Consider the following 25,461-nt stretch of genomic DNA (forward strand, 5'->3'; position numbering starts at 1 on the left):
TAATCCTTTTCACGCGTGAACAGATAGTGGAATATTCAAAAAATCAATATTCCCTCGCGTGCGCACGCGCGTACCGTTTCGATTTTATTCATTTTAATTGATTATACGCATTTAAAAACCTCAGCAAATAAAGCTGAGGTTAATATTTCGTTTGGACTTGTAACCAATCTTGATACCGTAAAAAATTAAGGTATTTCAACGCCTCCTCCTGGATTAGGAGGTCGATAGAAATATTTTTTCGTTGTCAATGTATTTAATGAAATATTAGTAATATCGTCTGTTGCTAAATCCTTTAATTCAATTCCCAAACTTGCCAAGACTGAAATTGTGTGATTTCCCGTTGTACAATTCAAAGGTCTATCGTAGGGAAATACAATTGAATCAGCATTTTTTAACTGAACATAAAACGCTCTTATTTCATTCGTTAGAGAAAGTGAAATAATTTGCTGATCAGTTTCTCCTATTCCCGGAAGACTGGCAAACGAAGCAATAGGCAATCCCGCAACTGAATCAATCACAGAATAACTTCCTGATCCCGGATTATCCTCATAATTCCAAGTTATTTCCAAATTAACAGTTCCTCTTACTTCAAAAGTCAGATAACTATAGCCGCAATTTGTGTTTTCACTTCTTGAGATTTCCTTCAAAATCCAGTCGTTAAACTGCCAAATGAGACTTAATTCATTGGAAACTTTATTGTAATAATCAGCCGTTGAAACTATTATCCTGAAATGAACGTTTTCACCTGTAAGAATTGTATCAAAGATAGGATTAGAGAAAGTTACCGTTTTTACATCATTAACCTCATGGACTGTGGTCCAATTGAAGCTATCTAAAGAATACTGAATTTTTATCACAGGATAAACGTAATCTATAACGTAATCCCATGTTAAAGAAACTGTATTTTTATCAACCTGATTAACCGTTAATAAAACAGGATTTTCAACATGCTTTCCTTTAATTTTTCCTTTTATCGTTAATATGTTGTCATTGGGACTATGTTTAAACATTTCTTTGCCAAAAGGATAAACGTCGTATAATCCCAAAGGAGTATTACAAGTTATATAACCGCGGCTTTTATTTCTATCATTATCAATTCCATATCTCCAAAAGTTGAAAATATCTATAAATTGACCAAATCTGATTTGTCTATAAGAAATCTCAATCAATTCTCCGGAAAACAATGATGTTGCCTGATCTCTAAAATGCTGCAACGTCTCATCCGCTCCGGTTACAATTTGCCCCTGTAATTCATTAGCCATTTCCGGCGGAACTATTTTAACAGATGCAGAAGAATTATTTTTATAATTGGTAGTTTTTAAAATATCCGTACCCGGTTTTTTCCGTAATCCGGAACCGAACCACGGAAACCATCTAAACGTTTGATATTTTGGATTGTGTCTAACGTTTGTCGCTAGTTTAAGATTCCGTATTTCTATAGGATCAGAAAAACCCTCGTTTGTTCTATTCTTAGTAAAATTGGATAAAGTATAAGTTATCAAAGTGTCAACTTTTCCCGTTTCGATTTGTGATGTTTTACTTAATTTTAATTTACGATCTGTGATAGCTAAAACAGTATAAAAAGGACCGGTTGAATTATTATTTACATTTTTTCCTTCTTTAATCTTTATCAATGATCCTACTTCAATCATAGTTGTGTCAAAAGGTCTTGCAATGCACTTAAGTACTAAGTTCCCGTTTTCGTTCAAATGTTCACAATCTTCAAAAACACCTTCATCTGTCAAAGTTTCAACTTCAACCAAATCAATTAAAACTAAATCGTCATCATTGTCATTTGTTTGGTTGGTTTGATCATCTATTAACTCCTGAATTTTATATTCATCAATGATCAAATTAGTCTGTTTATCAAACTTATTTTTCTTACTTGTAATTGTTGTAGTAATCTCGGAAGTTGTGACAAAGTTTTTAATATCATTCTGAGATTTTGTCGAGATCTTTTTAGAGCCAAATAATAAAGTGTTATATGACAGATCTTCATCATTGTATTTTTTGAAATCTTCTGTCAAATATTCTTTTTGTGACAAATCATAACTTTGAATATCTTTGAAGAAATATCTCAAATCTTCAAATATTACTTTATCAGACAAAACATCGTAACCCATCGGAATAATTTTCGAAATTCCATCATCAAACAGATCTTTAAAATTTGTCTTTAATTTATTGCTTAAATAAACTTCAGGAAGTCCACGCAAATACATTCCTGTGGCAATCGCTGAATTATAAAAAATTCCTCCATCACCTATATAATTGCTAATGGCTGACATTTCAGAAGATGTGGAACTCTTTACAATTTGATTTAAAGCATCGATTAATCTTACGCCTTTTGTCCTAACTAAAGGAAGTTCGATATTTGTAGTTAATTTTATCGTACAATCATCATTTAGATTTGTCATTAAAAAATCATGTCCGTCAAGATCTATGACCTGAAAATTCACATTCCAATTTGGCTGAACATTATCTAATTCAAAAGTTGTATCATTTACTGTGATTTGACTATAATGTTCTGTTCCGGAAGTTCCAGATAAGACTTCTGTATATGTAACTAAATCTTTGTAGGCTACCTGATTAACACCGTTTCTATAAACAATCCTAAGTCTAACATTAGGAAATACATTTCTTCCAGGCGTATAGCAGTTTACCTTAAAATTAGATAACTGTAATTTGAAAAGAGTTAAAGTAGTTGCAGTTTCAACAAATGGATCTAAATCATTATACCATTTTCCACTTTGAACCTCTTTATAATTATCTCTCCCACAATCTTCATTAGTATTTGTTCCAAATTCCCTATTTGCAACTGTAAAAGCAAAGAACTTTTCACTTGATGAATATTTAGCTATTGGATGTTGTGTAATATTATAAGCGTAAAAATTTGTCAACGTAGATTCCCCTCTTTTATATCCGATAGTTTTTGCGACTGCAGGGGTTATATCTTTATTATCTAAATCTTTGACCGCAAACAGATCAATTGTTGTTTCCTGACGGTTGATGAATTTATTTTGCGATTCAGCTTTGATTAATTCGATTTCTCTCAACATCATTGATTTATCAAAAGACTCATTATCTTTATTCATGTTAATTTCGAAATTATCTCCAAGAAGATCATATTCAATACCATTTTTAACAGCAATCCATTTGAATATTATTCTTCCGTCGCCGCCGTGAACACGGTAAACATTCCGGATCAAATCAAAGATTTTCTTATTAGTATACTCGGAGATCTTAAGTTTCAAATTATCACCAATAATAAAATCGGTAATATTAAAATTAACCTCATCCATATTAATTACAGAATCGACTTCTTCCCATCCTTCAGGCTGATCGATAATTTCGTATTCTCCCTGAAATTCTCCATCGGGAACAACTAATCTAAATATTTTTTTAACGCCCATTTGATAGGCTAATTGACTTATTGGAATCATAATTTATTTTTTTTTGTTAAAATTTTATTTATTAAAATCTCTTTACATACATTGTTCGTAATTCTTTTTTTATGTGTAAGAAAACGGATCTTTTTCTCTATTTTTTATGGGTAAGAGAAACGGTCAATTCTTTTCTTTTTATGGACTCAAAAAATTCCATTATTTATTTTTTTTGACCCCAAAATTTATTTTTCATCTATATTGATGAGGTCCCGAAACCAAACCTATTATTCTTACTAATATTTTGGCTGTTTGTAACGGATTCCAAGTTTATCAGTGGAGATGGTTTTCCCCTAATATTAACTTTTTCCCTATTCATCGATATTTTCTGTGTGGAATTCGTTACATTTTGAAATGATGTAACTTTATCAATAATTAGCAGTTTTATTTGGTGATGAAAATTGTTTTTTACTGTTAATTCTTTGTAATACTTTTCCCTTTCTCTAATAAATTTAATTCGGTGCTTATCATCCATTATTTTTATCCAAAAGTCTCCTTGAGTTGCTTCTTTTAAGTACGGTGTATTTTGTAAGCAATTATTTACTACTAAAACGCATTCCCATTCATCCAAAATTGACTGAAGCAATTCATCATAGACTTTTTCATTAAAAAGATCTTTTACGGTTCTTATTCCGGTTTTCGAAATACATTTACTTTGCTTACTCTTTATCTCAAATCGAAAAGTATTAAGATCAATTTCATATTCCGGATAATCAATAAACTGCAGACCTTTTGCATAAGCTTTAATTTGCTTATACTTTGTTGCATCTGTGATTTTGAAATAGGGTTTTGTTAGATCTGGAATTATAAAAGACGTTCGTTTATGGAAAGAAATGCCATCGATGAGGTTTTTAATATCAACACCTGGAACTAGATTTAAGCCGTATTCAATATTCACCACTTTTAATAGATCAAATTCCGCTTTTCTGATCTGCAATAGTGTAAGTATATCTTCTAAGGCTTTTAAGCAGTTTAAAGGCTTAAAATCATTTCCATTGTGCAAATAGTTATTAAAGTGGTAATGCGGGCTAATTGACACCTCAACGTGTCTAAAACCGATCAAAACACCGTTCTCCATACTTTTACGGAAATCAAACCTCATTAAAGCACCAAACTTAGAATAGCATACATAATTGTTATTCTGAGGTTTACGAGAAATCATTTCCTTTTCCGCAAAACCTAATAATCTTTGTACGATACTCTGATCGGTTATTGAAAATTTGAGATTATCAAGCATTATTTTCCTATCTTTGCTTTGTGATCGGTTGTCGCCATCACATATTTTGAACACGAGGGAACCTAATGGCTCCTTTTTTTTGTTCTTAAATGGCATATTTATTTAGTAATCGCAGTTTGTATTTACAATAGGTAACACGTCTTTTTATAACGTCTTTCGCTGCCGGATTGTCTTGTATTTGAAGAAATGCTGATTCCAATTCTTCTTTTTCTGTTCGGTATTTTAAAAAGAATTTTTCTTGTAATTCTTTTGTTTCATCTTCATTGCAGACAACGAAAAGACTTCGGGTATTTCCTTTTTGTTTTATTCTATCTGATACACGTATTAAACCTGTCTTTTCTAATTCATTAAGTCGATTTGTGACTAAATTCGTTCTTGTCTTTAATTCGTCGGCAATGTCTTCGTATGTACATGGTTGGATCCTTTTTATAACAGATAAAATTTCGTTCATTCTTTCTGTTATTGTATCTTTAATTTTAAGATACGCTTCCTGTCTGGGTGTGATTGTCGCCATAATTATTAACTAAGTTTATTTTTATTAATAATTTGTTCTACTTCACTTCTTTTGAAATAAACACGATTACCAAAGCCATACGAAGGAATCATACCGTCTTTTCTCCATCTATGCAACGTACTTAGATCGATTTTTAAAAGTTCACAAACTTCATTTCTTGTTAAAAACTCATCCGGCTCTTTAGGCTGGAACTCTTTTGCAAGTTGTAATTTTAATTCAGGAATAATTTCATCCTTAAACCTTTGTAATAATTCGGAATCCGATGTCCCGACAAATTGAATTGTCTTCATTATAATTCTTTTTTGTTTTATTCTGTTTCAAAGGTATTCAGGTCTATAATTGGTCTTGCTGATGCAACTTTTTAATTTTTAATACTTTTTATCTATTACCCAATTGTTAAAGTCTATTTTGATAATATTTAAATAAAAAAAATCCGCTTCACAAAATGTGAAGCGGATAATAATCTTAATCCTGATCGTAAATTTCTCTGCTTATTGATTGCTTAAAAATTAAATTGCAGGGTAAATAACTTCCTGAATACACGCGTTTACGTTAAATCCGTAAAGACTATAATTGAAAGAATTATCAATCTCATTATAATCATTTCTCATTTTTTCAAAAGATTTATGATTTTGAAAGTCTGTAAAAACCTTTATTAGACATTTAGCATAATCGTCGTCATATTTTTCAAGTTGTTCAATTGCATCAGGGACTACTGATAAGCTAGCTTCAGTAATCATTTTAAGTGTTGAAACATCAATTTTCATTTTCTAGAATTGCTAATTTTGCCTGTAAAATCAATAAAGAATCAGAATCTAATTTTTGATTCTTTAATTCATTTTTTGCATGAGACTTTTCGATAGATTTAAATCTTTTGTAAGCATCTTTCTTAACTCTTGCTACAATATTACGTAACTCAGAAAAGCTTATTATGTTATTTTCATATAATAGTCTTGCATCGTAAAGAATAGATGATAGTTTTATAATACAGAATCTCTGATATTTGCTGATTGCTCCGGCTCTATCTAAATCAGTCATTGACAAACCAAGACTGTGAAAATGAGGCAATTCTTTATCATCATTAAAATTCCAATTGTAATGATCTAAAACTGAAGTGAAATCTAAAAGACCACTTCTGAATCTATCAAAATAGCCTGATTTTCCATTTATTAATTCAATGTTTCTCAATGCAGGAAATGGTTGATTATTCAATTTTACCTCATCTGATTTTTTTTGTACTTTTGTTCCCATAATTCGAATAAATATTTATTTGTTCAACTTTGGCTCTCCGCTGCAACGGATAGCCTTTTTTTATTTTCTTCTGAACTGTGCTCTTATTTTGGCTTCCAATTCAACTTTTTCTTTTGAGATTGATTTTCGCTTACCGCGGGCAGTTCCCACACCACCCAGATAAGCGTTCATTTCAGCTTTAACAAAGGCAGTAAATGATATTGTATACTCTTCAAACTGATCACACATTTGAATAAGTTCTTGTGCTTTTTTTTAGTCATTTTGACAATTCTTTATTACTCATGATATTTTCTGATTTGAAATTTCCCTAAATGTTTTCGCTGTCTGCATCGCCCAATCATCTGCAGTTCTTCCTATGTATTGAAGAAACATGTGTTCTGATTTATGTCCGGTTATCGACATTAGTTGAGGTGTAGTAAACATTTTATTTCCGTAGAAGTTTGTTGCAAAGGATCGACGGCAAACGTGTGAAGAAATCAATTTACATTTTTCTGTTTCTACAATCTCATTCTTTTTTGTGTTTTCATTATACACTTTTCCCTTTACCATGTCATGAATTCCAGCTAATTCACAAATCTTTTTTATATGACGGTTAAATAATGCTGAATTAGAACCTGAATTAGTTGCAAATACCGGAGGAAAATCACCATTATATTTTTTAAGTATATTTTCAACCTCATCATGTAAAGGTATTACAACCTTCTCACCTGTCTTTTGTTGTGTAATTTCAAGGAATCGAAACGAATTTCCTTCTGAATCTGTTTTTGTATAGATCATACGTTTGTTCATTCGAAGCAAATCACTTGCTCTTTGCCCTAAATAACAGCCTAAAATAAGCCAATCTTTAGCTTTATTCCAATCTTCATTTAAAGTCACGATGTCCTTGATCTTTCCTATTTCTTCAAAGGATAAGAAAACTTTATATTCACTGTTTGTATTCCCTGCAGAAAACCCGGTAATTTGATGATGTATTTGTTTTCCATTATTTCGGGCATCAAATATTACGGTCTTAAAGTTTTTGATAAATCGTGTTGCTGTTGATTCCATTAATCCGCAATCTACGATGAGGTAGTTTTTAAAGTCAATTAATATCTTTCCACTAATATCTTCAATTAAATAGTGCTTTTTTTTCTTTTTCTCGTAAGCTGCAAAACGATCCTTTAAATTGTTCAACTTTCGAATTGTACAATCTGTATAAGAAGCAATGCTTTTTTTGAAATCAATAAAACCAGCGAGATAATTTAAGAAGATACTATCATTTACCTTTTCATCCATTCGGTTAAACTGTTTGTTTAGCTTCTCCTTAAGCCAATTTGTATCGAATATTATACCCGCAGTAAAATCTGAATTATACTCATTGAGTAAATAATTAGATAATTCTCTTAATTGCTTAGTAAGGATTTTATTTTCCGGATTGTTTTGTTTTGGAAGATTAGTATCAGAACTCCAATCAATATGATTCACTACGAGATCCGTAGATGTACGTAATTTCAATTCTCTTGAGATAGACAATTGAACCTGTATTTTTGAATTTGCAGCCTTATTACGCAAATAATATCTAATCGTAGCCATTTACTTATTTTGAACAATACGAAGATAGAAATTATTTTTATATGTGTCTACATTTGTGTCTACATTTTTGCAATTAAATAAAACTTCATGATATTTAAAAACATTCAAAAACCCTTATAATAGCGTAATAAAGGTGTTTTAATAAAGTATTCGAATGTATGAAATGTTTTTGTTTAGGTACGATATGCACCTAGTAAAAACCTCTAATCAAAGATTAGAGGTTTTTTATTTATTTGTTTCCCGATATTTTCCCGACAATAATTTTAGTATTAAAATTTCCATACTAATATCCACAAACAAATTGTATTTAATTAAAAAAAATCCTCACCAAAAAATGGTAAGGATTCTATTTTATTAGCTTAGAAAGTTATCATAAATTAAACATTCTCTCCTTCAAAGTATTATACTCCTGTTCAGAGATCGCACCACTATTTCTAAGTTTTGCCAGTTTTTCAAGCTCATCAACGTTACTACTGAACGATATTGGCTTAGAACGACCTTCGTTGTATTTTAGGTTGAATGTATTATCATCCATCGTTAAATAAATAATTCCTTCCACTAAAGCAATAAGCGCAGGTATAAAAGTCCAGAAAAACAGAATATAAATAATTCCCTGCACAGGTTTATTTAAATAGAATTTATGAACACCGAAACCGCCTAAAAGTAAGGCAAAAAGCCCTGCGGTAATTTTATCCTTCATCGTTAATAATTTTCCACAAAGAAAGTGAATTTTAAACTATTATAAAAGGTTTCCTATACATTACCTTCACAGATGTCTGAAAAGTAAAAAAACTGTTTAAAACAAATAGAAATTTGACCGTTACAAAATTAAGACAAAATCAACTTTATCATCTCCGACTACAATTATCAAAATAAAAACCCCTTATAGTGAGAGGCAAACTTACTGAGAATAAATATGTGTTATTGTTGGTGTAAAAATATAAAGTAATGAATAGAAACTTTTATGACCCCGGTCACAAACAATAAAAAAGTCTTCGTATTTCTACGATAATTAATAATCATGAAAACTCATTTAAATATGAGAATCATTATAAATGTATCAAATTATTTTTTTGAAAATTTATGATTTAGATCTATAATTTGGTGCTGTTTTTTTTGAATTTTTCACACAATATTGATTAAATTTGCACAAACTAAAATCATGACATTTAACGAAGCACTAAAACACAAGAAAAACATTTTAAAAAACTCAAGTGAATTCACAAAAACTCTTTACGATTACATTATCATTCCTGCCATAAAAGAAGAAGGACAAAAATATATGGATGAGTTCCGAAAATCACCATCTTCTTTTTTTGACGAAAGCTGTAAAACATACAGCAGTGATTCTCAATTCAAAGTATTCCTTTTTGCGAAAAATTCAGTTCAGGAAGTTTTATAATTCAGATAAGAAAAACTATATATTTTTCACGAATAAAAAAATCCCCGTATTTCTACGAGGATTAAAAACTAATAACCATGAAAACTCAAATTAAACATGAGTGACTGCAAATTTAAGAAATGTATGTTTTATATGGGTCTATTTGTAATATAAATTAAATCAATTAACAATTTTTATCAAAAATTAAAAAGGTGTTAATGATGTGTTTTAGCCAAAATATCCTTTGATACTGGGAATAAATAAACGTCAATACATATTTCAAAAAGTTAAACAATCATTTAACAAATGTTAAAAAAAAATTTAGCATATATAAAAAAATAAGCTCTCAGAAATGAGAGCTTATTCTATTTTCAATTATCAATTAATGATTATTCTTTGATAAATTTCTTCTGTGCAGTTCCTTTTGCATCGTCAATATCAATTACATAAACTCCATTGATTAATGCGTGTACATCAATCTTATTGTTTAAGATAATTCCTGATGATACAATCTGTCCCGCAGAGTTGTAAATCTTATAATTAGCTCTGTTGCTAACGTTCTTAACATACATTACTGTTTTTACCGGGTTAGGATAAATCAAGATGTCTGTTTGATTGATTGGATTCGGAACGATCGGTTTAGAAATTCTTACTGTGTAATCTTCTACTTCTCCTGTCGGGAAGTTTGCACAGTTTACAGGAATTCCGTCTTTCTGCATCGCAACTCTCATTACAACATATTTGTAATCTGTCATGCTGATGAAAGCATCTGTAGGTACAGTGAATGTTCCGCTTACAGTTTGGTCGGTATTTGATCCTGCAACTAATATTCTTTCGTTGATATCAAAGTACCCGTTTCTGTTGAAATCAATCCATACAGCAACTCCTGCATTTGAGTTACCTGTAAGTTTTTTATCGATTGTGATTTTGTTGTTCGAAGAACCTTGGATTAATTCGATAAACGTAGTAGTAACGCCTGTATAATCTGTATAATTTGAAGCCAAAGATGTATTTATCATTTCAGGTTTACCATTTGGAGTAACGGTAACTTTTGAAATATATTCAGAATTAGAAGCCGTAGAATGTGATTGGCAATAAACTACTGTTGGTGTAGTGAACAAATATGGTAATGTATATGTTCCAGGAGTTCCGCTACAAACGTTTGCAACCTGCATTTCGTACTGAGTTAATTCTAATAAACCTGTTAATGTAATAGTATTTGTATTAGATGTAACAGTCGTCCAGCTTGGAATACCTACTTTTCTATATCTTAAGATATATGTAGCACCAGGGAAAGGATCCCAAGTAACCTGAGCTGTAGTTGTCGTAATATTTGTAATCGTTAATCCCGGAGGAGCAATATCACAAGTTCTTTCTGTAGTAAATACTTTAGGATTAGACCAAGTGTTTAATGTAGTTTCATTATCACACATGTTAGCAACCTGAACTTCATATGAAGTATAAACACTTAATGGAGTTAATGAACCAAGCGTATAAGTGTTTGCAGGAGCTAAAGGCAAAGCAATATTTGCGCTCCATCCAGCAGTTCCACTTCCTACGATTCTATATCTCAAGAAATAATGTGAACTTGTTGCCAATGGCGACCAAGTAATTAAAGCAGAAGTAGTACCAATATTACTAATCGTTACGTTTGGAGGCGTAGGATCACATCTTGTCGTAAATACTTTAGGTGTTGCTGTTCCTTCAGTACTATTACAAACCGCAACTACCATTACTTCATATGTAGTAGCAGGATCTAAACCTGTTGTCATAATATAACTGTTCGTAGGTGGCGCTAACACTGTAGATGAATTTGGCCATCCTGTCGTCACCCCTTGTTTTCTCCAATATACTTTGAAACCAAGATTGTCTGTAGAAGCTGTCCAATGTACAGTCGCTGCATTATGAGCAATTGCGTCTACATAAACATTCGTAGGAGCTGTAGTAGAACAAGGTTTAATAACAAATGTAAAGTCTACATAATTTCCATAAGGAGCAGGTCCACACGGCGTAACAGTACCAATATAAGATGCCGCAAAACGCGCTCTGTAAGAACCTGAAGGGTGACCTACAGAAGTAATTGGTGCATTAGTAACTGAATTGACATAACCACCTGAATAATATACTTGTTCAGTAGCTGTATCAAATACCATATCATTGTTCCAGTCGATCCATACATAATAATAGTATGTGCTCGTTCCGGCATTCATTGAAACGTTTGCTACTCCACCTGGCAATACAGAGAAACTAGTAGCAGAATTGTTTACATATGCACTATATGTAGTAGCTGTATAATTTAAATTAGTAAAACCATTTGTAGTTGTAATAGTCTTCAGATAATTAGATGTTGAAGACGAACCTCCTGCCGGAACACAATAATTTGTATAAACCGAACGAGGACCAGACCAATAGCTAATATCAGTACCTGTACATCTAGCTCTTACCCAGATATAATAAGTTGTGCTTGTAGCTAATCCAGTAATCAACTGGCTAGGTCCTGTTACACCTGTATACTGAGGAATAGTTGCTGCAGTAGGAGCTACACCCGTTGTATTATAATAAACATCATATCCACCTGCAGGCGCCGGAGTCGGAACCGTCCATTGGATTGTAGTACTGTTTGTTGTTGTAGCTCCAATAGCTAAACCTGTTGGAGGTAAACATGTCGGAGGAGCAACAACAGATAATGTAAAATCTACATAGTTTCCGTATGGTGCAGGTCCGCAAGCTGTATTAGCACCAATATAAGAAGACGATGTACGAACTCTATAATTTCCTAACGCTTGTCCTGCAGGTATTGCAATTGTTGCAGTTCCTGTTGCAGTATATGTAGTTGTAGCTAGAATAGTTTCTCCCGGATCATTAAAGTCAAGGTCATTATTCCAGTCAACCCATGTATAATAATAATAAGTACCTGATCCAGCTGATGCTAAGTTTGCAACAACACTAAATCCAGGAGAGCTCAATACAACTCCAGGAGAGTTTACGTAAGCCTGATATGAAGAAGCTGTATAAGCTAGGTTTGTCCAACCTCCAGTAGTTGTAATATTATTCAAATAATAACTCGTTGAAGATGAACCTCCCGTAGGAGCACAATAATTTGTGAAAACTGTACGAGGACCAGACCAATAACTAATATCAGTACTGCTACATCTAGCTCTTACCCAAATATAATAAGTAGTATTTGAAGTTAATCCAGAGATTAACTGACTAGGTCCCGTTACACCTGTATACTGAGGAATAGTCGCTGCAGTAGGAGCTACACCTGTCGTATTATAATAAACGTCATATCCACCTGTAGGTGCCGGAGTAGGAACCGTCCATTGGATTGTAGTACTATTTGTTGTCGTAGTTGTAATCGTTAAACCTGTTGGAGGTAAACATGTAGGAGGAGCAACAACAGATAATGTAAAATCTACATAGTTTCCGTATGATGCAGGTCCACAAGCTGTAACAGCTCCAATGTAAGAAGACGATGTACGAACTCTATAATTTCCTAATGGTTGTGCTGCAGGTATTGCAATTGTTGCAGTTCCTGTTGCAGTATATGTAGTTGTCGCTAAAATAGTTTCACCTGGATCATTAAAATCAAGGTCATTATTCCAGTCAACCCATACATAGTAATAATATGTACCACCTCCAGCTGAAGCCAAGTTTGTAACAACACTATATCCTGGTGAACTGATTACAGTTGCAGGTGAGTTTACATACCCTTGGTGTGAAGAAGCTGTATAAGCTAGGTTTGTCCATCCTCCTGTAGTTGTAATATTGTTTAAATAATAACTTGTTGAAGATGAACCTCCGGTAGGAGTACAATATCCTGTGTAAACACTAATTGGCCCTACCAATGCACTTTTAGCAGTTGAACTACAATTTGCCGTAATCCAGATATAGTATGTTGTGTTAGCAGATAACCCCGGAATTATATAGCTTGTACTTGTTCCTGCAATACCAGTAACCTGTGGAGTTGTAGGTGCAGTTGTAGTTGTGCTATAATATATATCATAAGTAGCTGGAGTTGTAGAAGGTGTAGCCCAACTAACAGTAGCACTTGAAGCCGTTACTCCCGTAGAAGTAAAACCAGACGGACCAAAACAAGATGGCGGAGTCCAAGTATAAGTTAAACCATCCGTTGGCATTCCTGGTGTAGCAGCTGTAGTATTAAATGACTGAGTGCTTGTATTTGCAGTTGCTAATGTTGAACTCGTAAACAATGCAGTTGTAGCATTAAGTCTATGATTAAAATCAGCATTAGTAGCTCCTCTTAATCCTACTTGAATAGTACCACTTGCAGAAGTAGTTCCCACCAGATTCGAGCCACCTTTGTATACTATAGCAATAGTATTTGTAGTTTCTCTAAGTCTGATTTGAAAAGACAAAGTATAAACAGCAGTTGTAGACGTAGAATAAGCAGGTCTGAAATCAGCCCACTGTATTACAACCTCTCTGTTAGGAGCAGTCCCAACAACACTCCAACTGATGTTACCAGTTGTAGACCCAAGATTAAAAATAGTATTAAGGTCTTTTCCCCATGCAGATATTGCACCTGCATATGTTTCAGTACTTGAGATCGGACTGTAAGTAGCAGTTCCGGGAGTCGTAGCACCAAAAGTAATAAAACCATTAGTGGAAACATTTAAAGAAGTATAATTACTTCCATTAAATGAAACCGCAAAAGGAAGAGTTACGGGATAAACAACGTTGTCCAACGAAGCTGCACCCGTATTAGCAGTTGCTGTTGCCAGTACTGTCGCTGTACTTGGCAAAGGAGTATAAGTTCCCGACGACTGTGCAAAGCTGTAGGAACTTACTTGTGCATTCACTATATATGAAAGCGCCAAGAAAAAAAATAATAGAATTTTCTTCATATTAGTAGATATTAGATCCTCTAAGGATATGAAAGTTATAAATTTTAATTAGAGAATAATCCTTTGAAATTAATACATTCAAAAGATTGCGTTTGTCATGAAGTTGAAAAAAAGTAAAAAAATTCATCATAGGCTAAAAATTTATTATTAGTTATTGCAAATCTAATTCGTTTTTTGATAATATATAGTATAAATTACAATGTTTTTTACAGAAATTATTATAATTTTCAATATAGAATTTACTGAAACACGAATATATACATGTTTTAAGATAAACGTTCTGCACTTAATTTTAGTATCTGTTATTTATTTTGAAAGCATAAAAGTCAACAGATTAATAATATTCGAGATTTCAATTTGTTAATCAAAAATGAATTAAACAATTCTCAAACTTTTAAATTATTATTATTTAATAAAAAATTGACAAACTATAAGCATTTACAAAAGCTAAAATTCAATTCAAATAAATTATATTTTCAATAAATTTTAAAATAACTCAAAATAAAATCCTCTCAAAACAGAGACCTAAAAACCAATACTTCTATAAACCGAATTATAACACAGAAAGCAAATAATTTCAGATACATACAAATAAAATAGCCTCCCTTTCAGGAGGCCGTAAAAACACAAATGATGAAAAAAAATCTATTCAGATTGCTCTGAACAGAGCTTGTTTGCAGCAAATGCTGCTATATTTTAGTTTTACAATATTTCTTCCAGTGTGGATGATCATTGTAATGTAAAAATCCGGATTTATAACTTCTCTTTTGAAGAAATCGAGAAAGTCCAAAGATAACAAGCAATAATGAGATAAGCAAAATAGTTAGCATTAAAATTAAAGAAAAATCAAAATTGTCCATTGATACGTCGTTTTCAGTTTATTTATAGGTTTTAATAAATTTATTTCAATGAATAAGAATCGTTTTTATGAAATAAAACATATCAAAAACACTGTAAATGAATTTAAACTGCACTACGACATAAAACAAATCTATTCTTCCCAAGCGATAGGTACATAAACAGTTACATAACCATCCGCATCTATCTTCGCATCTGAAACTTCAGCCGTTACAGATCCATATCCTACCCAACCACCTTGTCCCTGCATGGCTGTGAAGGTGTAATTTCCCGCTGGAAGACCATCAAAATACTTCGGCAAAGACTGCATTCCTCCTCCCGCATAAGTTTCGAAAGTTTCTCCGGTTACTGTATTTGTAGCCACAAAACTTCCTACATCATAACTTCCCGAAAGAGTTTTTACCCCACTCTTTGTAAGAAGTCCGTAACGAATATTATATGTTTTCGCTTTTGAGACTTCTCTCGGGATCTTTTCATGTTTTTGAGTATCATTTTCTTTTCCTGAAAAAGAACTTGCAACAAGCGCCATACCTGTAAAAAACAGGATTTTTACAATTGGGTTTTTCATAATAATGTAATTTGGTAGAATCAAAGTTAGATAATTAATATTAATTCAATAAGAAGGGAAAATTAACGAAAGGTTACATCTTACATCAGCTTCTAGAAAGTAAGTTCAGACAAAAAGCAATACATTTATTTAATTAAAAATTCTTCCATTTCACTTCTAATTCAACATCAATAAATCTACTTTTTAATACTTTTTTAGCTTTTTTAACATTACTTAACTAAAGCTTGGCTTCATAATTGGAAATACTATAAAATCAAAGTCAACTTGACTTAACATCCTTATTAAAATTTGAATTATGAAAAATATAGTGTTAACAGGATTATTGTCAGTTTTTTTATTGGCAGCCTGTAATAAAAAAGATGATCAGATAGCCGAACAATCTTTGGAACAACAGAAAATGGAGTTCCAAATGAGACAGTTGGAAATTGAAAAACAGAAATTAGCCATCGAAAAAGAAAAAATGGCTTACGAAGCTCAGAAAAAAGCCGATAGTACGATAGAAGTTCAAAAAGCTCAAACAGCAGCTGCCAATGCAAGACCACAGGTAATAAGAGAAACACATACAGTTTATAGAGACAGACCAAGCCAAAGTTCAAACAGTGGATCGGTTGCAAGTAACGGAACTTCATCTCAAACCACAGCTAAGAAAAAAGGGATGAGTGAAGCTGCAAAAGGTACCATCATTGGTGCTGTAGGTGGTGCCGCGTTGGGTGCTATTGTTAACAAAAAAAGTCCTGGAGCCGGTGCTGCAATTGGTGGTGTCATTGGAGGTGCTACAGGTTATACTTTAGGTAGATCGCAGGATAGAAAAAGCGGTCGTGTTCAGCCACGTAATTAATTATTTTTCACGATAACAGAGAAAGATTGCTTATTTTTAGGCAATCTTTTTTTATGATTTTAATTCTTCTTTCGACGGTTTTACTCCTTCCTGTTTTAATGGGATTAGGGAAAATTGTAGAAAATTTTTCAGGAATATTAATTGCCGGAATTTCAGGAAAGATTTTACATGGAATTTTGGGAATCAGCTTATTTTGGACAATAATTGCATTTTTTATCCCGTCAAATATCTATGTAGAAATTCCTACGATTTTAATAGGATTGGTTTATTTTTTTAAGGATAAATTATCCCAAGAATTTTATACGTTTTCGAAGAAAGAATTTTCATTAATTTTTATAATTTCACTTGTTATTTTATTTTGCGGATCTTTCTATCCTTATATATTAGATCATTTCGGGTATTATGTTCCATCGATAAAATGGCTCACAGAATTTGGTTTGATAAAAGGAATTTCAAATCTTGATCTTACTTTAGGACAAATGTCGATCTGGCATATTTTTCAGGCTGGATTTTCAAATTTTTCAGATCCATTTTTAAGAATCAATTCAATTTTATTAATTGTTTATACCTTATATATAATAGAGAATAAAAACTGGATTCATTTATGTTTTCTTCCCGTTTTACTATTATTTTCACAATCACCAAGTCCAGATTTGCCTGTTATAATTTTCTCATTAATTATTCTCAATGAAATTTTAAAAGAAAATAAAAACACTTCTCTCCTATTTGCTTTCTCGGTTTTTGTATTTGCTATTAAACCAACAATGATTTGGCTTCCGATTTTAAGTTTCTCCTACTCTATTTTAATTGTCAAATCAAATCTTAAAAATCTAATTCTTGGAATTTTAATCGTTTTACTCTTTTTCATTAAAAATATTTACATTTTTGGTTATCCAATTTTCCCTGTTTCAATCGGAGATTTTGGTGTAAGCTGGAAACCAAATCCTGAAGTGTTGAAAATATCTTCTCAGTATGCAATTTTGAAGACTTATGATATGCAGTATTCTTATCAGGAAATTCAGAAATTTTCAAGTACAGATATTATTAAAAATTGGTTTTTAATAAAAGGGATTAAATCTAAAATCAATATTCTCCTTATTTTATCTTTATTAATATTTACAGGTTACGCAGCAATAAAGAAAAAAGGAATTTACACTTTAATCTTAGTTTCATTATTAATAAAAACGGCATTAGTTTTAATTTTTTCCGCTCAGTATAGATTTTTCATTGATGCCTTCTTTGTGATCTTTTTTGTGATCTTTTATAATTATTTTAATCAAAAAAAATCAATCACCGTATTTTCTGTTTTAAGTATCATTTTCATCGGATTTCTCACTTCGCCGAATATTCTTCAAACTTATTTACCCAGTTTCAGGCTCGGAAATTTTATGGGGAAATTTGAAATGAAACAATTATACAAACCTTCAACTTACGATTATAACAATTATAATTCTTATAAAATCGGAAACTTGAAATTTAATGTTTCTGAAAAGTATCCTTATAATTTTGAGACTCCATTACCCGCAATTTCAGAAAGTTATATTTTTGATGATGTAAAAGCCGGAATTTTTCCTCAAATGATCGACGAAAAAAATATCGAAAAAGGATTCATCTGGAAAAAATTAAACTTAAAAGAAAAAAAAGACGCACAAAACATTATCAATTCTATCAACAATTCATATAAACAGAAGTAAATTTTATGGCGTTTCCATCTGAAGAAAAAGCCGTAAATTTGCATCATGTTAAATACTTTAGGTAATCTTCTCAGTCTTACAACATTTGGAGAGAGTCATGGTCTGGCTTACGGTGGAATCATTAATAATTTTCCGGCAGGTTTAACGGTTGATTTTGAGAAAGTTCAATACGAACTGGATCGTAGAAAACCCGGACAATCCGCAATCGTAACCCAAAGAAAAGAAAGTGACACGGTAAAATTTCTGTCAGGAATTTTTGACGGAAAAACTACAGGAACTCCCATTGGTTTTATCATCGAAAACGAAAATCAGAAATCAAAAGATTATGATCATATCGCGGATTCTTATCGTCCGAGTCATGCAGATTTTACATATGACCAAAAATTTGGCTTAAGAGATTATCGTGGCGGAGGAAAATCTTCGGCAAGAGAAACCATGAACTGGGTGGTTGCAGGAGCTTTAGCAAAACAATTATTGTCAGATATTGAGATCAATGCTTATGTTTCTTCGGTTGGCGATATTTTCTGTGAAAAACCTTATCAGGCTTTAGATTTTTCTAAAACGGAAAGCAATGAAGTTCGTTGTCCTGATGGAGAAACTGCCGAAAAAATGATCCAAAGAATTAAAGAGATCAAAAAAGAAGGCAACACGATCGGTGGAACAATCACTTGTGTCATCAAAAACGTTCCTGTAGGAATTGGTGAACCTGTTTTCTCAAAACTTCAGGCAGAATTAGGAAAAGCGATGCTGAATATCAATGCTGCAAAAGGTTTTGAATACGGAAGCGGATTCTGTGGCGCAAAAATGACAGGTAGCGAACACAACGATCTTTTCAACGAAGATTTTACAACAAAATCCAATCTTTCAGGTGGAATTCAAGGTGGAATTTCTAACGGAATGGATATTTATTTCCGAGTGGCTTTCAAACCTGTCGCAACGATTTTGAGACCTCAGGAAAGTGTTGACAAATACGGAAATCCTGCAATTGTAGAGGGAAAAGGACGTCATGATCCTTGTGTACTTCCAAGAGCGGTTCCTGTGGTGGAAAGTTTAGCAGCTTTTGTTTTGGCTGATTTATTTTTGATCAATAAAACAAGAAATATCAATAATTTTTAAATATAAATATTTTTAGTAATGGAAAATTACTGGGAAAAAAGTATTTCTTTCGAGGAATATCTTGAAATCGGAAAACAAAGATTAGCAAATCCTGCAACTCAACAGGAGATCGATTATAAACAATATTACGAATTGGGACTTCAGAGAATCGACAGAACATTAAAAAAATATGTTGCCGATGAAGACCAGTTAAAGCAATTGGAATCTAAAAATTTTGACGGAAAAATTTTAATTATTTCCGAAGTTTGGTGTGGTGATGCAAGTTCTACCGTTCCGGCTTTGGTTAAGTTTTTTGAAGACAAAAACGAAGTGAGAATTTTTCTTAGAGACAGCGATAAAAGTTTAATCAATCAATTTCAGACCAACGGAACAGAATCTATCCCGAAAGTTATTATTTTGGATAAAGATTTTAATGTAAAAAATTCTTGGGGATCACGTCCAAAATATGGTAAAGAATTGTTAGTGAAATACAAAGCAGATCCTGAAAATTACACTAAAGATCATTTTTATAATGATTTGCAGATTTATTATGCTAAAAACAGAGGAAAAGACGCGGTTCAGGAAATTTTGGAATTGTTATAAATTTTAATTATTAATTTATTTATCAACAATATTACATTCAGTTTGTCATTCCGTAGGAATCTAAGCTGAATTTATTAAATTTATTGTTAATTATTTTGTTGAGATTCCTACGGAATGACAAACAGAGTGATTAATTTTATTAAAAAGTAAAATGAAAAAAAACATAATTTATCTCGTATTAATCGCCATCATCGGAGTAATCGCTTTTGTTCCGGGCGTGAAAGACAAACTGAAGGATACCTTCTTTCCGATTGCAACAATTGAAAATGCCGTTCACATCAGCGATGAAGATTACGATATTGAATTAAAAGGAATCAATGTTCCGAGTACGAATCTTAAAACTTTTAAGGACAAAGCGGTTTTCTTAAATTTTTGGGGAACATGGTGTCCTCCATGCAGAAAAGAATGGCCTTCGATTCAGAAATTATATGACACAAGAAAAGATCATGTAAATTTTGTTTTGATTGCGATGGAAGATAAAGAAGATGCGGTGAGACAATTTTTAAAGGAGAATAATTACAACGTTCCTGTTTATATTGCTCAAAGTCCGATTTCAGAGAAAATACTTCCGAAAGTGTTTCCTACAACCTATTTATTAGACAAAGACGGAAGAATTTTAATTAAAGAAGATGCCTCAAGAGATTGGAACACAGAATCTACCCATCAGTTCATTGATAATATTATTAAATAATTTTAACTAAAATTTATAGATTATTGGTACGGAATTTGCGAAATTTACAGAGTTAAAAAATTATTTAAACTCAAACACAAAAATGAAGTATTCAAAATTGAACCTGGCAAAAGAAGCCATCAGTCATAAAGGTTTCGTAAAAAAGATTCCTGACATTTTCAGAATGGTAAAAATGTGGAGAAAAGGAAATTATCCCATGAGATCCATTGATATTATTTTGCCTTTGATAGGACTTTTATATGTAATCTCGCCGATTGACCTTCTGCCGGAAGTTGCAGTTCCTGTAATAGGAGTTTTGGATGACCTTGCAGTTTTATCACTTGCAATTCCGAAACTGATAAGAGAAGTAGATAAGTTTCTGCTTTGGGAAGCTGAGCAAAAATACAGTACAGGCAATACGAAGATAATCGATGCCGAAATCGTAAAATAAATTAAAAGCCATCTCTAAAGGATGGTTTTTTTGTGGGAAGTTTTTAAAATGAATAATGAATGGGCAATAAATTTCGTCATATTTCTCAGTTCCCTTCCAAATCCTTAAATTTGCAACATCTAATAAAAAATAATGGAAAGTAAAAAAGAATTCTTTTTGGAGTGCTACAAACTAGGCATCATCAAATTCGGAAGATTTACATTAAAAAGCGGTATTGAAAGTCCATTTTATGTAGACTTAAGACCTTTGGCTTCAGATCCGAAAATTTTGAAAAATTTGGCTAATTATTTATTGGAAATGCTTCCTTTGGATAATTTTGATCTGATCTGCGGAGTTCCTTACGCTGCGCTTCCGATGGCTACAGCGATGTCGTTAGAAAGCTATATTCCATTAATTATTAAAAGAAAAGAAGCTAAAAACTACGGTACAAAAAAACTAATCGAAGGAATTTACCAGAAAGGACAAAATTGTCTTTTGGTAGAAGATGTTATCACATCCGGAAAATCTTTGATCGAAACGATTGCAGAAGTTGAACAGGAAGATCTTAAAGTTGCCGATATTGTTGTTGTTTTAGACAGAGAACAAGGCGGAAAACAACTTCTTGAAAGCAAAGGATACAAAGTTCACACACTTTTTAATATTTCAGAAGTTTGCGAAATTCTTCAGGAAAATGGCGAATTATCTGACGAAGAAGTAAAAAGAATTCAGGATTTCTTACAGGGAAATCATATTCAGTTTGAAGAAAAAACAAGACTTTCTTATCAGGAGAAATTTGAAAATGCTCAACATTCGGTTTCTAAAAAATTATTGGAAACAGCATTAGCAAAAAAATCTAATCTAATTGCTTCTGCGGATGTTACAACAACTCAGGAATTATTGGATTTGGCTGAAAAAGTTGGTCCGCACGTTATTGCATTAAAAACTCACATCGATATTCTTTCTGATTTCGAATACGAAAAAACAATTCCTCCATTAAAAGCTTTGGCGGCAAAACACAACTTCTTATTAATGGAAGACAGAAAATTTGCAGACATCGGAAATACTCAAGAACTTCAGTTTACAAGCGGAGTTTTCAAAATTACGGATTGGGCAGATTTCGTGACTTCACAGGTTATTGGAGGTTTTGAATCTTTAGATTGCTTCAAAAATGTAGGTGTTGTTGCAATTATTGGCATGTCTTCAAAAGGAACTCTAACGACAAATTCTTATAGAGAAGAAGCATTAAAAGTTGTACTTTCTCATCCAAACGTAATCGGAGGAGTTTCTCAGAATGAACTTCCTGAAGAAATTTTATTATTCACTCCGGGTGTAAATCTTGCAGATTCAGGTGATGGAAAAGGACAGCAGTACAATACTCCGGAACATGTTTTCAAAACACTTCACACAGATTTCATCATTGTTGGAAGAGGAATTTATAAATCTGAAAATCCTGCAGAAGCTGCGATTACATATAAAAATGAAGGTTGGAATGCGTATTTGAGTTCTTTAGAAAAAAAAGCAATTCAGAACTAAAATCATTACGAAATTTCTGCAAAATAAGTTATATTTGATACTTTATCATAGGAATATTGAAAAGGATTAGTATTTGTCTTATTTTGTTTTTGGGTGTTGTAGAAGTTTCTGCGCAAAAAGACAGCATTTATATTGAAGCGAAATTGTCTTCAGATAAAAAAACGCTGAGCGTTAATCAGGAATTAATTTATTATAACAATTCTGAAAAAGATCTCAACACCGTAAAGCTTTTAAACTGGGTTTCCGCTTATAAAAAAAGAGGAACTTCACTCGTTTACAGAAAACTGGAAGACAGAAATACAGATCTTCATTTTGCAAAAAAAAATGAGCTTGGTAAATTATTAAGCCTGAATGTAAAAAGCTCTGATCAGGAAATTCCTGTCAGCAATATTTCTGATGAAAGTTTTTTTCTTCCTTTAAAAGAAATTTTAAAGCCGGGAGAAAAAGTAAAACTGCAGCTGCAATATCAGATTCAGCTTCCTGATAAAAAATTTACAGGATACGGGACTTCTGATAAAAATATAGCACTAAAATATTTCTTTATTGTTCCGGATCGTTTTGATCCGGACAATATTTCCAAGAGAGATTATCACGACATTGAAGAATCCGTAAGTTTCAACACTTTCTGGACTGTAAATTTTGATCTTCCCATTAATTATTTCGTTGAAAGTAATTTGACACAGACTCAAATGAATTCCTTCAACGGTTATCTGGATTCTGACCCTGAATTTTTAATTTCACAAAACGAATATCCTTCTATTAAAATAAATACTGACGGAATCAATACTGAAGTGAAATTTGGATATAATTTAAGACCTGAAGAAAAACAGAACTTAGAATTTTATCTTCCTTTACAATTAAAATTCATTAAAGAAAGAATTGGCTTTCTTCCGGAAAGGATTTTTATCTCGGAAAAGTTCAGAAACAAAGAAGATTTTTTTGGAAATAATGATATTACTTTCTTGAAATTCAGATTTCAGTTATTTACGCCTGAAGAAAATACAGATCTCGATTATTTCGGGATTATTGCTAAAAAAGTTTTAGACGAAAGTATCATTACCGATAAGCAAAATTATCACTGGTTCAAAAGTGGATTAAAATCTTATCTTGAAATTCAGTATTTAAAAAAATTCTACGCAGACACAAAATTATTGGGAACTTTACCTGAAACTAAAATTTTCGGTGTAAAACCTTTAAAATTATTCCATGCTTCTGATGTAAAATTGATTGAGCGTTATGGTTTGGCTTATCAATATATTATGTCTCAAAACTTAGATCAGAAAATTGATGAAAGATATGCCGTTCTGAGTAATTTTAATGATATGGCGATCAGTAATTTTGAAACTGGAACATTATTCAATTATTCTGCAGACAAAATGGGATATGAGAATTTTGACAATCTGGTTCAGAGTTTCATTGCAAAAAACACTGATAAACAGGTCGATCCAAAATATTTTTTAAAAGAATTAGCTGAAAAGGACAAAAGAACATCTTATTTGTCGGAATTTATTCAACACAAAAACAGAGTTAATTTTCAACTGAAAAGATTTAAAAAAGAAGGTGATTCTTTACATATCAAAATCAATAAAAATACATTATCTAATATTCCTGTAAAACTACAAACTACATCAAAAGATGGCAAAACAACAGAATATTGGGTAGAAACCGAGGAAAATGAAAAGACAAAAACCGTTTCAATCCCGGCTTTGGATACTTACAAAATAACTCTTAATGACGATTATATTTTCCCTGAATCGAATTATAGAGATAATTTTTTGTATGCTAAAGGCTTCTTTTCCAACACAAAGAAAATTAAATTAAAACTGATTAAAGACATTCCGAATCCCGAATTTAATGAAATTTACATCAGTCCGAGAGTTCGCTTTAATAATACGTATGATAAATTTTTGATTGGATTTAATTTTAAAAATCAATCTTTTTTTGATCAGAAATTTTTGTATTCTTTTACACCAACTTACAGTACAGGAACAGGAAAACTGACGGGTTCCGGAGCAGTTGCCTACTCATTTTTACCTGCAGAAAGCATTATCCGAAGTCTTACTTTTGGCGTTTCTGGTTCATATTTTCATTATGATTATGATCTGGCTTATCGTAAAGGTTCAATTTATTCAAATCTTAATTTCAGAAAAAATCCGAGAAGTACGGTGAGTCGAAGCATTGCAGCTTCCTACAATTATTTTGAAAGAGATCTGAGTCCGTTAATGATTGCTAACAACGATTATGATAAATATAATCTTTGGAGCGTTGGTTATGGATATAATGACAGCCAAAGTATCCATGAAAAAAGTTTGGGAATAAGCACCCAATGGATGGAAGATTTTCACAAAGTAACTGCGGAAGGATATTATCGATGGGAATTTGCACCGAGACAAAAACTAAGTCTGAGATTATTTGCCGGATATTTTGTAAAGAATGATACCCGAAACAGTACTTTCAATTATGGAATTTCCAGAGTTTCCGACTACTCTTTTTCCTACAATCTTTTAGGGCAAAGTGCAACAGGAGGAATTTTATCTCAACAGTTTATTTTGGCAGACGGAGGTTTTAAATCTTTCCTTCCCGGAAGTGTTAATAAATGGATTACTTCTGTAAATGTTGATACAAGTGTTTGGAAAATTTTCCACGTGTATGCGGATGCTGGAGTTTACGACAATAAAAATAAGCCGACGAAATTTATTTGGGATAGCGGTGTGAAAGTAAGAGTCATTCCGGATTTCCTTGAAATTTATTTTCCGGTTCAATCTTCTTTAGGATTTGAGCCTGGATTTAAAGATTATGCGAGAAGAATAAGATATACCTTGGTTCTAAATTTAAATTCCATCATCAACGCTGCAAGAAGAGGTTGGTATTAAAAAAAATAGTTGCACAAAATTGTACAACTATCAATT

Annotated in this window: 20 protein-coding genes; 9 read left to right on the forward strand and 11 right to left on the reverse strand. The window is 32.2% G+C overall.

Going from position 1 to position 25,461, the window contains the following annotated elements; all coding sequences use genetic code 11:
- Positions 1-185: 185 nt before the first annotated feature.
- The 9 genes from ABD940_RS15560 to ABD940_RS15600 all read right to left on the reverse strand — a co-directional run bounded on the left by ABD940_RS15560 (position 186) and on the right by ABD940_RS15600 (position 8,714).
- Positions 186-3,440, reverse strand: coding sequence for a fibronectin type III domain-containing protein (locus ABD940_RS15560; protein ID WP_345205888.1), 3,255 nt, complete (start codon positions 3,438-3,440; stop codon positions 186-188).
- A 196-nt stretch (positions 3,441-3,636) separates the two neighbouring features.
- Entirely contained in the window at positions 3,637-4,518 is an 882-nt protein-coding gene (locus ABD940_RS15565) for a hypothetical protein (protein WP_345205891.1), read from the reverse strand.
- A 244-nt stretch (positions 4,519-4,762) separates the two neighbouring features.
- Positions 4,763-5,191 (reverse strand): MarR family transcriptional regulator, encoded by a 429-nt coding sequence (locus tag ABD940_RS15570; protein WP_345205895.1) that lies wholly within the window; start codon positions 5,189-5,191, stop codon positions 4,763-4,765.
- Positions 5,192-5,196: 5 nt separating this feature from the next.
- A complete protein-coding gene (locus ABD940_RS15575; protein ID WP_345205898.1) occupies positions 5,197-5,481 on the reverse strand; it encodes a helix-turn-helix domain-containing protein in 285 nt (94 codons plus the stop codon).
- 219 nt (positions 5,482-5,700) lie between these two features.
- Entirely contained in the window at positions 5,701-5,931 is a 231-nt protein-coding gene (locus ABD940_RS15580; RefSeq protein WP_345205901.1) for a hypothetical protein, read from the reverse strand.
- 16 nt (positions 5,932-5,947) lie between these two features.
- A complete protein-coding gene (locus ABD940_RS15585) occupies positions 5,948-6,442 on the reverse strand; it encodes a hypothetical protein (protein WP_345205904.1) in 495 nt (164 codons plus the stop codon).
- A gap of 60 nt (positions 6,443-6,502) precedes the next feature.
- On the reverse strand, positions 6,503-6,670 hold the full coding sequence (locus ABD940_RS15590) for a hypothetical protein (protein WP_345205906.1): 168 nt from the start codon (positions 6,668-6,670) through the stop codon (positions 6,503-6,505).
- 51 nt (positions 6,671-6,721) lie between these two features.
- A complete protein-coding gene (locus ABD940_RS15595) occupies positions 6,722-8,014 on the reverse strand; it encodes a tyrosine-type recombinase/integrase (protein WP_345205908.1) in 1,293 nt (430 codons plus the stop codon).
- A 370-nt stretch (positions 8,015-8,384) separates the two neighbouring features.
- Positions 8,385-8,714: an NINE protein gene (locus ABD940_RS15600; protein ID WP_345205911.1), complete on the reverse strand. Its 330-nt coding sequence runs from the start codon at positions 8,712-8,714 to the stop codon at positions 8,385-8,387.
- Positions 8,715-9,176: 462 nt separating this feature from the next.
- On the opposite strand from ABD940_RS15600, the gene ABD940_RS15605 reads away from it, so the two are divergent.
- Positions 9,177-9,416 carry a hypothetical protein gene (locus ABD940_RS15605; protein WP_345205913.1) on the forward strand — a complete coding sequence of 80 codons (240 nt, stop codon included), beginning with the start codon at positions 9,177-9,179 and terminating at the stop codon, positions 9,414-9,416.
- A 368-nt stretch (positions 9,417-9,784) separates the two neighbouring features.
- Here the strand turns inward: ABD940_RS15605 and ABD940_RS15610 are convergent, their stop codons facing one another.
- Positions 9,785-14,263 (reverse strand): GEVED domain-containing protein, encoded by a 4,479-nt coding sequence (locus ABD940_RS15610; RefSeq protein WP_345205916.1) that lies wholly within the window; start codon positions 14,261-14,263, stop codon positions 9,785-9,787.
- 991 nt (positions 14,264-15,254) lie between these two features.
- Positions 15,255-15,689, reverse strand: a complete 435-nt coding sequence (locus ABD940_RS15615; RefSeq protein ID WP_345205918.1) for a hypothetical protein — start codon at positions 15,687-15,689, stop codon at positions 15,255-15,257.
- 295 nt (positions 15,690-15,984) lie between these two features.
- Between ABD940_RS15615 and ABD940_RS15620 the strand changes: the two genes are divergently transcribed.
- The 8 genes from ABD940_RS15620 to ABD940_RS15655 all read left to right on the forward strand — a co-directional run bounded on the left by ABD940_RS15620 (position 15,985) and on the right by ABD940_RS15655 (position 25,425).
- The gene (locus ABD940_RS15620; protein ID WP_345205920.1) at positions 15,985-16,527 is read left to right on the forward strand and encodes a YMGG-like glycine zipper-containing protein; all 543 of its coding nucleotides are present in this window, start codon (positions 15,985-15,987) and stop codon (positions 16,525-16,527) included.
- 53 nt (positions 16,528-16,580) lie between these two features.
- Positions 16,581-18,221, forward strand: a complete 1,641-nt coding sequence (locus ABD940_RS15625; RefSeq protein ID WP_345205922.1) for an LIC_10190 family membrane protein — start codon at positions 16,581-16,583, stop codon at positions 18,219-18,221.
- 45 nt (positions 18,222-18,266) lie between these two features.
- The gene (gene aroC, locus ABD940_RS15630) at positions 18,267-19,337 is read left to right on the forward strand and encodes a chorismate synthase (RefSeq protein ID WP_345205926.1); all 1,071 of its coding nucleotides are present in this window, start codon (positions 18,267-18,269) and stop codon (positions 19,335-19,337) included.
- A gap of 18 nt (positions 19,338-19,355) precedes the next feature.
- On the forward strand, positions 19,356-19,919 hold the full coding sequence (locus ABD940_RS15635) for a thioredoxin family protein (protein ID WP_345205928.1): 564 nt from the start codon (positions 19,356-19,358) through the stop codon (positions 19,917-19,919).
- Positions 19,920-20,070: 151 nt separating this feature from the next.
- Positions 20,071-20,610: a TlpA family protein disulfide reductase gene (locus tag ABD940_RS15640; RefSeq protein ID WP_345205931.1), complete on the forward strand. Its 540-nt coding sequence runs from the start codon at positions 20,071-20,073 to the stop codon at positions 20,608-20,610.
- A gap of 82 nt (positions 20,611-20,692) precedes the next feature.
- Positions 20,693-21,040 carry a YkvA family protein gene (locus ABD940_RS15645; RefSeq protein WP_345205933.1) on the forward strand — a complete coding sequence of 116 codons (348 nt, stop codon included), beginning with the start codon at positions 20,693-20,695 and terminating at the stop codon, positions 21,038-21,040.
- Between the two features lie 132 nt (positions 21,041-21,172).
- A complete protein-coding gene (gene pyrF / locus ABD940_RS15650) occupies positions 21,173-22,552 on the forward strand; it encodes an orotidine-5'-phosphate decarboxylase (RefSeq protein WP_345205935.1) in 1,380 nt (459 codons plus the stop codon).
- Positions 22,553-22,608: 56 nt separating this feature from the next.
- A complete protein-coding gene (locus ABD940_RS15655) occupies positions 22,609-25,425 on the forward strand; it encodes a gluzincin family metallopeptidase (RefSeq protein WP_345205938.1) in 2,817 nt (938 codons plus the stop codon).
- Positions 25,426-25,461 lie beyond the last annotated feature (36 nt).

This window comes from Chryseobacterium ginsengisoli (assembly GCF_039542325.1).
Classification (GTDB): domain Bacteria; phylum Bacteroidota; class Bacteroidia; order Flavobacteriales; family Weeksellaceae; genus Chryseobacterium; species Chryseobacterium ginsengisoli.